Consider the following 16,101-nt stretch of genomic DNA (forward strand, 5'->3'; position numbering starts at 1 on the left):
GGGCCGGCGGACTCGTGCCGTGGCCCGGCGCGGCTGTGTCCAGGGGACGCGTCCGGGCCGGGCTCGGGTCGACGACGGGCAGGGACGGAACTCAGCCGCCCGCCGACCGGTAGCGGCGCAGTGCCAGCGTCACCGAGACGAGCAGCAGCGTGCCCAGCGTCAACGCGGCTACCGGCAGCGGATGTTCGGCCGGCAGCCCGCTGCCCTGGGCCACCGGATTGCCCCACAGTTCCCGGCACGCCTGGGCCACGGCGCTCACCGGGTTCCACTCGGCGACCGTACGCAGACCCGCCGGCAGGTTCTCCGTGGCGAGGAAGGCGCCGGAGAGGAACGGCAGCACCGTCACCACGAGCGGCGTGACCGAACTGATCGTCTCCAGGCTGCGCGAGGCGAGACCGAACAGCACGCCCACCCAGAGCATCACGTACGAGAAGGCGGCCAGCAGGGCGAAGCCGAGCAGGACCTGCCAGACATCGCCGTGCGGCCGCCACCCGAGCAGCAGCCCGAATCCGGTGACCACCACGAGTCCGGCGAGACCCACCAGGAAGTCGGCGAGCGTATGGCCCAGGAGGATGCTGGAACGGGCCACCGGCAGGGAGCGGAACCGGTCGATGATGCCGCCCTTGAGGTCGCTGCCCACAGCGATGGCCGTGGGGCCCACCCCGGCGAGACCGCCCTGCACCGCCGCGCCCGCGAACAGATACTCCTGGTAGCTCCCGCCACCCGGTACGACGAGGGACTTCTCCAGCAGGAAACCGAGCACCAGCATGGTCAGCAGCGGGTTCAGAGTGATGCCGAGGAACCGCCCCGGGGCCCTGCGCAGGTGGCGCAGCCGGCGCCCCGCCACCGCGAAGGCCTCCACGGCACAGTGCCGCAGCCGCCCGGCGGGACCCGGAGCCGCGGGCACGGCGGTCCGTTCTCCCGGAGTGGCGGTGAGAGTCACGACGACCCGCCCTCGCGCAGGGCGGAGGTCATGTGCAGCCGCTGCAGCTCCGCCGCGAGGGCGGAACCGATGAGGGCGAGCGGGTCCGGATGCATCATGTAGTCGTGGGCGCACGGCACCTGGTGCACGTTCACCGCGCCGTCGACGTGGGGCGCCCACAGGGCCGCGCGTTCGGCGACCTCGGACTCGGAGAGGTTCGCGGAGGCCACGAAGAGCTGCATGCGACCGCGGAACTCACGGGGCCTGAACTCGCTCATCAGCCGGGCGTTGTTGCGCATCGTGTCGAGCATGGCGAGCACCTTCCGCTCCCCGAGCGCGGCCATCGGGCTCCCGCCCTTCCGCAGCGCCGCCACCACGTCGTCCGTGGTCAGCTCGCGTCCGGCGAACCGCGAGGCGTCCTGGCCCACCAGCTCGATGACCCAGCCGAGCAGGGTCTGGTCGTCGCCCGCCTCCTCCTCGGCGGTGCGCGGATAGGAGTCGAGGTCGGCCAGCAGCGCCACCTCACCCCCGCTCTCCTGGAGGCACACCGCGACCTCGTGGGCGAGGCAGCCGCCGAACGACCAGCCCAGCAGGTGGTAGGGGCCCGACGGCTGGATCTTCCTGATCAGCTCGGCGTATCCGGTGGCCATCTCCCGCACGCTGCCCGGCAGCGGGGCCAGCTCACTGATGCTCGGGGCCTGGATCCCGTAGAGCGGGCGGTCCTCGCCGAGGTGCTGGGCGAGACCGACGTAGGGGAGCGAGAAGCCGACTCCGCTGTGCAGGCAGAAGAGGGGCGGCCGGGTACCGGTCGGCTTGAGCCGGACCACCGTCCCGAACGGGTCCTCGTCGCTCTGCCCGAGGCGGTGGAACACCTCGTCGATCACCGAGCCGCGCGGGGGCGCCTGACGAGCCGGCTCCTGCCTGCGGTCGACCTCGGCCGCGAGTGCCGCCACGCTCTGGTGGGCGAACACGTCCGCGACGGTGATCTCGAGCCCGGCCTTGCCCGACCGGCTCACCACGTGCAGCGAGCGGATGCTGTCCATGCTGTTGGCGAAGAAGTTGTCCTCGACCCCCAGGCCGGGCCGCTTGAGCACATCGTGGACGATGCCGAGGAGGACCTCCTCGCTCCGGGTGCGCGGGGCCGTGGGAGCCGGTTCCGCCGTCGCCGCGTCAGCCTCTTCACGGGTGGTGTCCGGCTGCGCGGGAAGGATCCGGCTGTCCGCGGTCCAGCGGACCGCGGTGCCGGTGCGCAGCATCCGGGCGCCGCCGGGGCCGAACGGGTCCGCCACGAAGCGCTCGGCCGTGTGCCCGGGCCTTGCCAGGTAGCCGCGCGGCAACTCCTCGCCGGAAAGGTAGAGTTCGCCGATCGCTCCGGGGGTCACCGGCCGCAGTGAGCCGTCCAGCACATAGGCGCGCACGCCGCCCGTGGCCCTCCCCGAGGTGAGGATCTCCGCCACGTACTCGTCGGACTCCACGTCCGGGCCGGCCGCGGGGGCTTCCGGGCGTACGGTCCCGCCGGTGATCAGCGGGGCGAGCAGCCCGGCGGCCAGACCGGCCGGGGTCAGCAGGTTCCTGCCGTCCTGGCCGCCGGAGGCGCGGACCGCCCGGGCGGCGAGCGCTCCGTGCCCGACGACGGTGCCGAGCAGCCGGCCGTCCGCGTCCGGGGCGTAGGCGACCAGCGCCGGGTGGAGCGGGTCGTGCGCCACCGCGGGCGGCGTCGGAGGAAGCGAGTCCAGTGCCTCCCGCAGGGCGGGGTCGTCCAGGGCCACCAGCGGGGTCCCCAGCGGCAGTCGGGCGGCCGCCGCACGGTTCGTCACGAGGCAGACCGGACCGGCCTGGCCGGTGACGGCCTCGATCCTCCCGGCCGGCAGGGCGGGGTCGATCAGGGTGCACGCGGCGCCTGAGGCCAGCGTGGCCAGGACGGCGACGACGAGGTCGGGCGAGGGCGGCAGGGCGATACCCACGATGCGGTCCGGGCCCGCTCCGAGCGCCACCAGGTGGTGGGCGAGCCTGCCTGCCCGGCCGGCCAGCTCGCGATAGGTCCACGAGACGCCGGATGCCGCTACGGCTTCGCTGTCCGCCGCCGGCCCGGCGGCCCTTTCGAAGAGGTCCGGCAGGCAGTCCCGCGTGGTCTCGCGGTCCGTGTGATTCAAGTCGGTCAGCACCCGCTGCCGCTCCTTTCCGGTCAGAAGATCGATGTCGGTGAGCCGGGTCTGCGGATCGGACACGACGGTGCGCAGGACCCTCAGAAGACGTTGGACGACGCTTTCGGCAGTGGCCCGCGTGAACAGCTCGGTGGCGTACTCCAGCACGCCCCTCAGCCCGTCCTGCTGGTCGAACTGCAGCCGCAGGTCGAACTTGGTCAGACGCTGGGGCACCGGCTCGCCACGGACCACGACACCCGGCAGGTCCACCACCGGGGCCTCTTCGGTGTTCTGCAGGACGAGCATCACCTGGAACAGCGGGTGCCTCGCCAGCGAGCGGGCCGGCTTGACCGCGTCGACGACGAGATCGAAGGGGACGTCCTGATGGGCGTACGCGGCGAGGTTCACCTCCCGCACCCGGCCGACGAGTTCGGCGAAGGGAGGGTTGCCCGACAGGTCGGTGCGCAGCACCGCCGTATTGATGAACGTGCCGATCAGGTCGCCCAGTCCGTCGTCCGTCCGGCCGGCGATCGGCGTTCCCAGCGGAATGTCCTGACCGGCGCCGAGACGGCCGAGCAGGGTGGCGAAGGCTGCCTGGAGCACCATGAAGAGGGTGCCGCCACAGCGCCGGGCCAGTGCGTCGAGCCCGTCCGCGAGGGCGGTGTCGACGGCGAAGCCGACGCTGTCCCCGGCATGGCTGCCCACGGCCGGCCTCGCGAAGTCACGGGGCAGCAGGATCTCCTCGGGGAGCCCCGCAAGCGTGTTCTTCCAGTGGGCCAGCTGCTGGGCGACGATGCTGTCCGGCTCTTCGGGTGATCCCAGCAGGTCGTGCTGCCAGCGGGCGTAGTCGGAGTACTGCACCGGCAGCGGGGCGAACCGCGGCTCCGCGCCTCCGCACCTGGCCCGGTAGGCGAGGGCGAAGTCGCGTACCAGGGGAGCGATGGACCAGCCGTCGAAAGCGATGTGGTGGAAGACGAGCAGCAGGACGGCCTCCGTGCCCCCCTCGCCGGCCGCCCCCTCGTCCTCGGATACGTCGAACAGCACGGCCCGCAGGGGCGGTTCGACCGTCAGGTCGAAGCCCCGCTCGGCCTCGTCCGCCAGCATCCCGGGCAGTTCCCCCGCAGCCGGCCGGCCGACCGGGAGGCCGAGCGGGCCGCGTGCGGGCAGCCGCCGCTGCACCGGGGTGTCGTCCACGGCCGGGAAGACCGAGCGCAGCACCTGGTGACGCGCGACCAGGTCGCCCAGGGCGGCGGCCAGCGCGGTGGTGTCCACGGCGCCGCTGAGCCGCAGCGCGAACGGCACGTTGTAGGTGCCCCGGCCGCCCTGCTCCAGGCGGTTGGCGAACCACAGCCGCCGTTGCGCGTAGGACAGGGGGGAGTCCTCGGCCCCGGTGTCCGAGCGGCGCAGCGCGGGCCGTGCGACCGCGGCATCCGCGACCTGCACGGCGAGACCGGCGACCGTGCGCGCCTCGAACAGGGCTCGGATCGGGAGCTCCACACCCAGCGCCGAGCGCGCCTTCGCCACCACCTTGGTCGCCAGCAGGGAGTGGCCGCCCAGCGTGAAGAAGTCGTCGTCGACGCCGACGCCCGGCAGTCCCAGCACCTCGGCGAAGAGCGAACACAGGATCTCCTCGACGGGTGTCCGGGGAGCCCGGCCGGCCGCTGTGCCGCCGAATTCCGGGGCGGGCAGCGCCTTGCGGTCCACCTTGCCCTGTGCCGTCACGGGGAAGGCGCCGAGGACCACGAAGGCCGAGGGCACCATGTGCTGAGGCAGCAGTGTGCGCGCGTGGCCGCGCAGCGCGTCGACGAGGTCCGGCGCCCCGGGGCCGGAGCCGACGGCCCCGTCCGCGACGGCGTACGCCACCAGGTGCTGATGGCCGGACGCGTCACGGTGCACGGTCACCACGGCGCCGGAGACCGCCGGGTGGGCGGCTACGGCGGCCTCGATCTCGCCCAGCTCCACGCGGTAGCCGCGCAGTTGCACCTGGTCGTCGTGGCGGCCCACGTAGTCGAGCTGCCCGTCGGTGAGCCAGCGCACCACGTCGCCCGTGCGGTACATCCTGCTTCCCGGAGTGCCGAAGGGATCGGCGACGAACCGCGAGGCGGTGAGCCCGGAACGGTTCAGGTAGCCGCGGGCCAGCCCGCCGGCGACGTACAGCTCACCGGTGACGCCCTCCGGCACCGGACGGAGCGCCCGGTCCAGCACATAGACCCGGTGCGCCGCCGTCGGCCGGCCGATCGGCGGCCGGGCGGTGGCGCCCAGCGGGCCGCCCACCGTGGATGCCACGACCGCCTCGGTCGGCCCGTAGCCGTTGAACAGCCGCACCCGGCCGGCCCAGCGGGCCGTCACCTCGGGCGGGCACGCCTCGCCCGCCACGGCGACGGTCAGGCCCGGCGGGAGCTCGGCCCCGTCGGGCAGGGTGCTCATCATCACCGGGGGCAGACCGGCCAGCGTGACCCCGGTGCGGTGGAGGAGTCCGGTCAGCGCCGTGCCCCCGGCGCGGGCCTCCTCGTCGGTGACGACCACGGCGCCCCCGTTGTGGAGGGCGAGACCCCACTCCCACACCGAGGCGTCGAAGGAGTACGACGCGAACTGCAGCACACGCACCGTCCCGTCGAGGCCGAAGCGCGCGGTCAGGCTGGTGAGCATGGCCGAGAAGCCCGCGTGGTCGACCTGGACCCCCTTGGGGAGGCCCGTGGACCCGGAGGTGTAGATGATGTAGGCGGCCAGCTCCGGGAGCAGCGGGCCCGTCCGCTCGGTGTCCGCCACGTCGGTGTCCGCCAGGCCGGCGAGCTCGGTCAGGACCTGACCCGAGTCGAGCAGGAGCGACGGTGTCGCCGTGGCCGGCAGTGCCCCCGCGAGGTCCCCGGTGGTCAGCAGCACGGCGGGGCGCGCGTCGTCGAGCATGTGCGCGATCCGGTCGGCGGGGTAGGCGGGGTCGACCGGGAGGAAGGCGCAGCCGGTCTTGAGGACACCGAGGACCGCGACGAGTTGGCCGGAGGAGCGGGGCAGGGCCAGCGCCACCGTCCGCTCCGGGCCGAGGCCGCGCGCCAGGAGCAGTCTGGCCAGCCGGTTGGCCCGCTGGTTGAGCTCCCGGTACGTCAGGTCGCCCTCGGGAGCGATGACGGCGAGAGCGTCCGGAGTACGTGCGGCCCACTCCTCCACGACCTCGGTCACCACGGTCCGGGGCATCACCGGCGTCTCGCCGGCCCACGTGCCGAGCAGCGCCGACCTCTCCTCGTCCGACAGCGTCCCCAGAGCGGCGAGCGGCGCGTCGGGCCGGTCCGCCACCGAGCGCAGGAGCCGGACGAACCGGTCCGTCACGGCCTGAGCGGCCGCGTGGTCCAGGGAGCCGGGCGCGTACTGGGTGTGGAGCCGCATCCGCTTCCCCGGGTAGCAGGACAGCGCGAGCGGGTACTCGGCCACGACCCGCGCGTGGCTGCTCAGGAAGCGCAGCCCCGGCACCTTCCCCGCCAGGCTCGACACGTCGGCCATCGGGTAGTTGTTGTAACTCACCACGGTGTCGAAGAGATCGCCGAGACCGGCGAGCCGCTGTACCTCGGCGAGCCCCAGATGCTGGTGTTCGGCCAGGGCGGACTGCTGTGACTGGAGTTCGCCCAGTACCTCGTCGAACCTGCGGCCCGGCGACAGCCTCGCCCGTACCGGGAGCGTGTTGAGGAAGGAGCCCACCATGGACTCGACGCCCGGCAGGCCGGCCGGCCTGCCGGAGGTGACCGCGCCGAACAGGACGTCCTGCTGACCGGTGAGCTGTCCCAGGAGCATCGCCCAGGAGCCCTGCATCAGGGTGTTGAGTGTGACACCGCTGCGGGCGGCCGCGGAGGTGAGCCCGCCGGTCAGCTCCTCGTCCAGGTCGACGATCAGCTCGCCGGGGAGCGAGGGGCCGTCCGTGCCGGGGTTCTGCACCAGCCGGGTCGGTTCCCCGACACCTTCGAGCGCGGACTTCCACGCGAGGCGGGCGGCCTCCTCGTCCTGACGGCTCAGCCACGCCGCGTACGCGCGATAGGGGGCGGGTTCCGGAAGGGAGGCCGGGTCCGCGCCGTTCGCGTACAGGGTGAAGAGTTCCTGGGCGAAGACCGCCATCGACCAGCCGTCGACCAACGAGTGGTGCACGCTCCACAGGAGCCGGTGCTGTTCCCCGCCGAGCCGGACGACCCGGAAGCGCACCAGCGGCGGACGGGCGAGATCGAACCGGTGCGTCCACTCCTGCTGGGTCGCGCTCTCCAGCGCGTCCTCACGTTCCTGCCCGGTGAGGCCGGACAGGTCCGTGTGCTCCCAGTGCGCCTCGGCCTCCTCCGGGACGACCTGGACCGGATCCCCGCCCGCGCGCCGGGGGAAGCAGGCGCGCAGGCTGCTGTGCCGGCGCAGCAGCTCCGCCGCGCTCGCCTTCAGCAGCCCGGTGTCCAGGTGGCCCCGGACATCCACGCCGATCTGCAGGGTGTAGGGGTCGAGCCCCTCCGCGTCGAACTGGGCGGAAAACAGCAGCCCCTGCTGCAGCGGCGAGGTCGGCAGAATCTCCGCGACCGGGCCGCAGGCCTCCTCGAACGCCTCGATCTCGTGCTGCTCCACGCTCACGAGCGGGAAGTCCGACGGGGTGCGCCCGCCGGCGCCGGGCTGCCGCGCGTGGGTGACGAGCCCTTCCAGGGCCCGGTGCCAGCCCGACGCCAGATCCGCGACGTCGCTCTCGTCCAGCAGGCCGGCGGCCCAGACCCACTCGGCGACCAGCACGGTCCCACCGGGCCGCTCGTCGGCGACCGACGACAGCTCCACGGCGTGGCGCAGCGGCGTGTCGGGGTGGGCTCCCAGCCCTACGACCGCGTCGGCGCCGTCCAGGGACCAGAGGCCGCCCGAACCTCCGAACCGGCCCAGATAGTTGAAGCCGAACTGCGGAGCGGCGGACCGGGCGAGCACCCGCTGGGTCTGGGGGTTGAGGTGGCGCAGCAGACCGAATCCGATGCCGTGGTCGGGCAGGGTGCGCAACTGTTCCTTGACGCGTTTCAGCGCGGCGCCGACCTCGGTGCCGCCTGCCGAGAGGGCCGGCCCGGACACCTCGCCGGGAGCCAGACGTACGGGATAGGAACTGGTGAACCAGCCGACGGTCCGGGAGATGTCGAGTCCGGGTACGAGGTCCTCGCGGCCGTGCCCCTCCACTTCGACGACCGTCGCCGTGGACGGATGCCCGCCGGCCTCGGCGTGGTGCCGGCGCCGGCCGGCGAGCGCCAGTGCGAAGGCGGTCAGCAGCACATCGTTGATCTCGGCGTTCAGGAGCGCGGGAACCTCGGTGAGCAGCGCCTCGGTGAGATGCGGGGGGAGTTCGGTGCGCAGGGTCCGGGCCGTGGCGTGCACGTCCTCGGCCGGATCCAGGGGCCGACTGCCCACCAGGGGTTCGGCTTCGGCCGACTGCTGTGTCCACAGGGGGAGTTCCGCGGTCCGCCCGGCGCCCCTCGCATGCCCGGACAGCTCACGGGACCAGCGGCGCAGTGATGTGGTCACGGGCGGGAGCACCGGCTCGCCTCCCGCGGCGAGCGCCTCGTACGCGGTCCGCAGGTCCTGGACGAGGATCCGCCAGGACACCCCGTCCACCACCAGGTGATGGGCGACCAGAACCAGTCGGCCGGTGCGACCGGGCCCGCGTTCCACCAGGACGGCCCGCACCATGACGCCGGCCACGGGGTCGAGGGCCCGCCTGGCCCGTGCCGCGAGCGCGCCGATCAGCTCCGCGTCCGGCCGGTCGTCCGCCACCACCTCCAGCACATCCGCCGCGACGACGGCCCCGGGCGGCTCGACGGCCGTGCTCCACAGGCCGGGGGCCGGTACGTGCAGCCTCAGCCGCAGCGCGTCGTGACAGTCGACCACCGTCTGGAGCGCCTGTTCCAGCAGCCCGTGTTCGAGGCCGGCGGGCACCTCGACGGCCACATGCTGGCTGTACTCGCGCATCGGCGCGTCCAGCGTCCCGAGCGTCTCCCGGAGCTGGTCGGCCGCGGGCAGCAGCTCCACCTCGCCTATGCCGTCGTCGGCGGGCCCGGACGTGCCGCCCGGTGCGGAGCCCGGCTCGCCGGCCACCGCGGCGATCGCCGCGGGCGTCGCATGCTCGAACACCGTGCGTGCCGAGAGCTCCAGCCCTTCCCGGCGGCCCCTGCTGACCACCTGCAGGGCGCTGATCGAGTCGCCGCCCAGGGCGAAGAAGTTGTCGTCCCTGCCGACCGAGGCGCGGCCGAGCGTGTCCGCCATGGCGGAGCAGAGGATCTCCTCACCGCGCCCGCGCGGCCGGTCCGTGGTGACCGGGGCGCCGAACTCCGGTGCGGGCAGCGCCTTGCGGTCGACCTTCCCGTGCGCGGTCAGCGGCAGGGAGCCCAGGTAGTGGATGTGCGCCGGCACCATGTAGTCGGGCAGGACCCGGGCGAGCTCCTCGCGTACGGCCGCGGGGTCCGCCGCGGTGCCGACGGCGGCGACCGGATATCCGAGGAGCCGTCTGTGGCCGCCCGGATCCGTGTGGACGACGACGGCCGCGTCCGCGATCCGGTCCAGGTCGCGCAGCGCCGCCTCGATCTCGCCGAGTTCGATCCGGTGCCCCCGTATCTTGACCTGGTGGTCGCGGCGTTCGAGGAACTCGAACTGTCCGTCCGTCCGCAGCACCACCCGGTCGCCCGTGCGGTACATGCGGCTGCCGGGCGGGCCGAAGGGGTCCGGCAGGAAGGCCACCGCCGTACGGGTGGGGTCGTCGAGATAGCCGCGGCCGACCCCGGTGCCCGACGCGTAGAGCTCGCCGGGTGTGCCCTGCGGCACCGGGCGCAGCACATCGTCGAGCACCACCAGGCGCGTGCCGCGCACGGCGCGTCCGATGGGCGCGCTCGGGCCGGCCGGCACGTCGTGCGGGCCGATGAACGCGTGCGTGACGTCGTCCGAGCACTCCGTCGGACCGTAGGCGTTGACGAGGGGGACATCGGGGTACCGGTCGGACCAGCGCCCGCAGAGGTCGCCCGGCAGGGTCTCACCGGTCACCATCAGGATGCGCAGGAGCTCCAGCGGAGGATGGGTGCCGCCCTCGTCCCAGCTGTCCAGGGCCGCGCGCAGCAGTGAGGGCACGACCTCCAGAACGGTGACCCCGGCCTCGGTGGTCAGCGGGAACAGCAGGTCGGGATCGGCGGCCACCGGACGCGGCACGACCCGCACCCGGCCACCGACGAGCAGCGGCGCGAGCATCTGCCACACGGAGATGTCGAAGGTCACGGGCGCGTTCTGCACCAGGGTGTCGGTCTCGCAGAGGTCGAGGTCCTCGACCTTCGCCAGCAGATGGTTGAACATCCCGGCGCGGTGCACCATCGCGCCCTTGGGCCGGCCCGTGGAACCCGAGGTGAAGATGACGTAGGCGAGATCGTCACCCGTGCCCGTGAGGGGGGCGGGATCATCCGCCGGATCCAGCGCGCCGTCCAGGACGACCACCTCGACCCCGGAACCCGCACCCGCGGCGAGCTCCTCGGCCAGGCCGGCGTGGGCCGGGTCCGCGACCACGTGCCGCGCCCCGCTGTCCCGCAGCAGCGCGCCGAGCCGGGCGCCGGGCGCGTCGACGTCCAGCGGGACGTACGCACCACCCGCGCCGAGGACGCCGAGCACGGCGGTGACGAAGCCGGACCCCGGAGCGGCCAGCACCGCCACCCGGCCCGCGCCCGGCAGCCTGCGGCTGAGCGCACCGGCGCTCCGCACCAGAGCCGAGTAGGTCGTCCCGCCGTCGTCGTCCTGCACGGCCACACCGTCCGGGTACAGGTCGGCGACCCGGCGCACCCGCTCCACCACACCCTCGTCCGTGCCCGGGTCCGGGGTGCCGCGGCCCACGGCCAGGACCTGGTCGCGGGCCGCGGCGTCCAGGATGTCCAGCCGGGCCAGGGGAGTGTCCCGGCCCGCCGTCACGAACGCCTGGAGGAAGTGGCTCAGGCACGCGGCGTGTTCGTCGGCGTCCTCGGAGGTGTAGAGACCGGAGTTGCCGCTGAGGTGCACGGTGATGCCGCCGTCCGTGGCGTCGACCACGGTGATCTCGAAGTCGTCGATCAGGCCCGTCGACAGGTTGTTGACGGTCATCTCGCACGGACCCAGCGTCATCACGGTCTGCTGGGGCAGGATGTTGACGAGCGGGCCGAAGGGCCGCTTGTCGTCGCTGCGCAGCCCCATCGCCTGACGGATCCGGCTCACCCGGTGCCGCTGGTGCCGGAGTATCCGGGTGAACTCCCGGGAGGTGCGGTCCAGCAGCTCACCGGCCGTCGTGCCCGGTGTCACGGACAGGGCCATCGGGATCGTGTTGGCGACCATGCCGGGCACGGCCCGCATCAGCGCGCCGACCCTGGTCGTCACCGGCACCGTGAGGAGTACGTCGGACGTACCGGTCCGGCGCTGGGTGTATGCGGCGACCCCGGCCATGACCACGGTCGGCCAGGTGACCGAGGACGCCCGCGCGAGGGATCGCATGGCGGAGGCGGTCCCTGCCGTCAGGGTGAAATCCGCCCGTACGAAGCCCTGGCCGGGCGGCCGGTCCCGCCGGGACAGGCTCACCGGCGCGGGGGGCCGCGAGAACCGCTTCTCCCAGAACGAGGCGTCCTGACGGGCCCGGTGCGAGCCGGCGTAGGTCTGTTCGGCGTCCAGCAGGGCGGAGAGCGGAGGCAGCGTCCCCTCCTCGGCCGGGGAGCCCGTCAGGAGAGCGTCGTACAGCTCCGAGAGCCGCCGCCAGAACACCACCTGGCTGTAGCCGTCGCAGAGCATGTGGTGGATGCACATGTAGAAGTACGAGCGGCCCTGGGCGATGTGCAGCCGGGCCAGCCGGAACAGCGGGGTCCCGTCGGAGGGGAAGGCGGTCGCCAGATCGGCCCGCATCCACCCGGCGGCGGCGGCCCCGGGGTCGTGGTGACCGGTGAAGTCGCGTTCGGCGTAGGGAAGCCGGTCGAGGGGCACCACCACTTGGCGCGGTCCCGCGCCGTCCTCGACGAACCGGGACCGCATGCACTCGGCCTCCTCGACCAGGCGGTGTGCCGCCCGGCGCAGAAGATCCGCATCGAGATCCCCGGTGATGTCGAGATAGCCGGCCGTGTTGTAGGCACGACTGCCCCCGGAGAGCATCTCGTCGAACCAGATGTCGGCCTGGCCCGCGGACAACGGCAGCTCGGCTGCTCCGGATGCGGTGGCGGTCATGGTGCCCCCTCTTCAAGCTGCCTCGGAGGCGCGGTGCCTGCCGCCGCCCCCGGATCTGGACCCGCTCATGCTCGGGAACGGGGCTGACGGCGCGCTGACGGCGAGCTGACCCGGACCGGACGGACCGTCAGTGCGCCGTCAGCGGTGCTCAATACCGTCCGGGCCATGACCTCATTGGTGGCGGTGTCGAGCCATCTTCCGGAGACCGTGCCGGTGGATGGGCTCAAGGAATCACTGGGCCTGAACGATCAGCAGGTGCGACGCTTCACCCGGCTCTACGGGCTCGACCGGATCTGCAAGGCCCCCGGGCGTTCGGAGGCCGAGCTGCTGCTGGCGGCCGCGGGCAAGCTGGAGGGGCTCGCCGGGCAGGAGGACCGGATCCGCTACGTGATCCGGGCCAAGGGCCTGCGGACGACGGCCCCCTACCCCGAGAACCCGCTCCAGGACGTACGGGAGGCCCTCGGCCTGCGCCGCGCCCGGACCTTCGCCGTCGCCGACCACGGCTGCGCCACCGGACTCCTCGCGCTCGACATCGCGGGAATGCTGCTGGAGCGGGACGGCGACCCGGACGGGCTCGCGCTGATCCTCGCGGGGGACAAGACGCTCACCCCGTTCTCGCAGTGGGTCGTCGATGTGTCGATCATGGCGGAGGGGACGGCCGCGGTGCTGGTCGGGCCGGGCGGCGGTCCCGACCGGGTCCTGGGGTACGCCAGCAGCATCCACGGCCGGGCCGACGGAGTGATCGACCTGACCGGGGACCTGGCCAAGGACGCCATCCGTATCTACCAGGACGCGCTGGAGGAGGTCGTGGTCGCCGCCGCCGAGGAGGCGGGCATCACCGTCGCCGACCTCGACCTCGTCCTGCCGCACAACGTCAACCGGGTCTCCTGGACCGTTGCGGCCAAGAACCTCGGTATACCCCCCGGCAAGATCTTCCTCGACAACATCGGCGCCGTGGGACACAGCTTCTGCGCGGACCCCTTCATCAACTACCGGTCCGCCCGCGACCGCGGGCTGCTGGAGCCGGGGGGTTACTACCTGATGACCGCGGCGGGTCTCGGCCAGGCCTTCGCCGCCGCGGTGCTCCAGCACTGACGGCCGTCCGCGATCGGACAGAACAGGAGAGAGGCGTCGACGACATGGACGAATTCCTGCCCGGTTTCCTGCCCAGGCTGAAGAAGGCGGTGGCCGGCTCCCCCGGGACGCCCCTCGTGTTTCTGGGCAACTTCGAGGTGGAGGAGGTGTGGGCGCGGGGAGAGCACACGCTGCCACGCTTCTCGGCCGCCTCGGGCAGCGCCGTGGTCAACCGGATGGACGAGCTGGCCCTGCTGCTCGCGGACAAGGGCGACCATGTCGTCCTGAAGGCCGCCCCCGACCCCGACTACCTGACGCACCTGGAACGCCTGGGCGTCGAGCTGCCCGAGATCCACTCCGTGGGCACACAGGACAGCCAGCGTACGGTCACCGAGGACGCCCTCGCCGACCCCGATCTGCTGGCCACCCTGGGCGAACTGGCCGGCCGCGGCGTGCGACTGCTGCCGCACGGGGTCTCCGTGGTGGAGGAGGAGCTGTCCCGGAGCGCGGGACTGCCGCTCGCCGCGCCGGGGGCGGAGGCCTGCAAGGCCGTCAACAGCAAGATCTACAGCCGTCGTGTCGCCGACGAGCTGGGGCTGCGCCAGCCGAAGGGCTGGACCTGCGAGACGCTCGACGAGCTGGAGACGGCGCTGGGGCACGCCGGGGAGCTGCTCGCCCGGGGGAAGCGCGCGGTGGTCAAGGAGGCCTTCGGTGTCTCCGGCAAGGGCATCGTCGTCCTGGAGAACGAGCGCTGGACCGAACGCGTGCTGCGCATGGTCCGTCAGCGCGTGGAGCGCTCGGGGCAGCCGCGGATCGCCTTCGTGGTCGAGGAGTGGGTGGACCACGGGGGCGACCTGAACTACCAGTTCACCGTCGGCCGGGACGGCCGCGTCGACTTCGACTTCGTGAAGCGGGCAGTCACGGAGGGCGGGGTGCACAAGGGCCACCGGATGCCGGCTCTGCTCACCCCCGCCCAGCTGGGGCCGCTGCGGGAGGCCGCGGCCGGCATCGGCGCCCGGCTGGCCCGCGACGGCTATTACGGAGTGGTCGGGGTGGACGCCCTGCTGGACACCGAGGGCGGGGTGTTCCCGGTCCTGGAGATCAACGCGCGCAACAACATGTCGACCTACCAGGTCCGCCTCCAGGAGCGGTTCGTCGGCGAGGGCCGCAGCGCCCTGGCCCGCCACTACCCGCTGCGTCTCGCCGGTCCGCTGCCCTTCGGGGCCCTCGCGGACCTGCTCAAGGGCCTGCTGCTGGAGCGGCCCGGAGGTTCGGGCCTGCTGGTCAACAACTACGCGACCGTCAACGCCGGGCACACCGTCCGTGCCGGTGAGCCCTTCGACGGCCGCCTCTACGGACTGGTGGTGGCGGACTCGGTGGACGGGCTCACCGCGCTCGACGAAGCCGTCACCGCTCGCCTCATGACGGAAGGAGCGGTTCATGCCCACTGAGTTCGAGGTACAAGGACTCAGGATCACCGATCTCGCCGAGGAGTTCGGCACCCCGCTCTACCTCTACGACGGGGACGCGCTGAGCGGGCGGATGAAGGACCTGCGGGACCTGCTCCACCCGCGGCTGGAGGTCTTCTTCTCCCTCAAGGCCAACCCGAACGTGGCGGTGTGCTCACTGCTGCACGCGCACGGTGCCCGCGCCGAGGTGTCCTCGCTCGCCGAGCTGGCCACGGCCCGCCGGGCGGGAGTCTCCCCCGAGGACATCGTCTTCCTCGGCCCAGGCAAGAGCAGGGAGGAACTGGAGGCCTGCCTGGACGGCGGCGTGTACACGATCATCTGCGAGTCCTTCGGCGAGCTGACGCTCATCGACGAGGCGGCCGCCGCCCGCGGCATCGTGGCCGACGTCGCGCTGCGGGTGAATCCCGAGTTCGCGGTGAAGGGTTCCGGCCTCACCATGGGGGGCAAGCCGCGCCAGTTCGGCATCGACGAGGCGCAGTTGCTCGCCGCTCCGGACCTGGCGGCGCGCCACCCCCATGTCCGCCTGATGGGCGTACAGGTCTACATGGGCACCCGCATCCTCAGCGAGGGCGCCGTCGCCGAGAACACGGAGCGGATCCTCGGGCTCGCGGAACGACTGGCCGGCACACTCGGCTTCCCGCTCGACATGGTCGACATCGGGGGCGGCCTGGGCGTCGCCTACTTCGACAACGAGAGCGACCTGGACCTCGCCGACGTCGCCGCGCGCATCAATCCGCTGCTCGACAAGTTCGCCTCGGCCCATCCCGGCACCCGGCTCGTGATGGAGCTGGGCCGCTACCTCACGGCGCTGGCGGGGACGTACACCGTGCGGGTCCGCTATGTGAAGACCTCCATGGGGGAGAACTTCGCGGTCGCCGACGGCGGCACCAACCACCACATGGCCGCGGTGGGCATCGGTTCGTTCGTCAAGCGGAACTTCCCCATACGGGTACTCAACCGGCTGGACGAGAGCGCGAGCGGCGACTGGAACATCACCGGACCGCTCTGCACCCCGAACGACACCCTGGGCAAGAAGGTCGCACTGCCCGAGGTCCGGCCCGGAGACCTGATCGGCGTGGCGCGGTCCGGAGCGTACGGACCGAGCGCCTCGCCGGTGAACTTCCTCAGCCACGGTCATCCCGCCGAGGTTCTCGTGGTGGACGGCAGAGCTCACCTGGTGCGCGAGCCGGACCGGCCCGAGGACCTGCTGCGTGCGCAGCGCCTGCCCGAGGGAGTCCCGTTCGGCGGTTCCGCCGGACGCTGACGCCGTCCCGCCCGCATCCCGGCCCGGGACCGT

5 protein-coding genes are annotated in these 16,101 nt (G+C 72.9%); 3 read left to right on the plus strand and 2 right to left on the minus strand.

Features of this window, described 5'->3' with window-relative positions; translation table 11 throughout:
• Positions 1 to 91 precede the first annotated feature (91 nt).
• Both ACIRD8_RS16945 and ACIRD8_RS16950 read right to left on the minus strand, forming a co-directional pair.
• On the minus strand, positions 92 to 943 hold the full coding sequence (locus tag ACIRD8_RS16945) for an ABC transporter permease (RefSeq protein WP_403991432.1): 852 nt from the start codon (positions 941 to 943) through the stop codon (positions 92 to 94).
• The gene (locus tag ACIRD8_RS16950) at positions 940 to 12,261 is read right to left on the minus strand and encodes an amino acid adenylation domain-containing protein (RefSeq protein ID WP_403991435.1); all 11,322 of its coding nucleotides are present in this window, start codon (positions 12,259 to 12,261) and stop codon (positions 940 to 942) included. Before ACIRD8_RS16950 ends, ACIRD8_RS16945 begins: the two co-directional genes overlap by 4 nt.
• A 165-nt stretch (positions 12,262 to 12,426) precedes the next feature.
• On the opposite strand from ACIRD8_RS16950, the gene ACIRD8_RS16955 reads away from it, so the two are divergent.
• The 3 genes from ACIRD8_RS16955 to ACIRD8_RS16965 are packed head-to-tail and all read left to right on the plus strand — an operon-like array spanning position 12,427 to position 16,068.
• Positions 12,427 to 13,356, plus strand: a complete 930-nt coding sequence (locus ACIRD8_RS16955) for a 3-oxoacyl-[acyl-carrier-protein] synthase III C-terminal domain-containing protein (protein WP_403991438.1) — start codon at positions 12,427 to 12,429, stop codon at positions 13,354 to 13,356.
• Positions 13,357 to 13,400: 44 nt separating this feature from the next.
• On the plus strand, positions 13,401 to 14,786 hold the full coding sequence (locus ACIRD8_RS16960) for a hypothetical protein (protein WP_403991440.1): 1,386 nt from the start codon (positions 13,401 to 13,403) through the stop codon (positions 14,784 to 14,786).
• Positions 14,776 to 16,068: a type III PLP-dependent enzyme gene (locus tag ACIRD8_RS16965; RefSeq protein ID WP_403991442.1), complete on the plus strand. Its 1,293-nt coding sequence runs from the start codon at positions 14,776 to 14,778 to the stop codon at positions 16,066 to 16,068. The genes ACIRD8_RS16960 and ACIRD8_RS16965 overlap by 11 nt, the downstream gene beginning before the upstream one ends.
• The last annotated feature ends 33 nt before the right edge of the window (positions 16,069 to 16,101 follow it).

This window comes from Streptomyces sp. NPDC102451 (genome assembly GCF_044765485.1).
Lineage (GTDB): Bacteria > Actinomycetota > Actinomycetes > Streptomycetales > Streptomycetaceae > Streptomyces.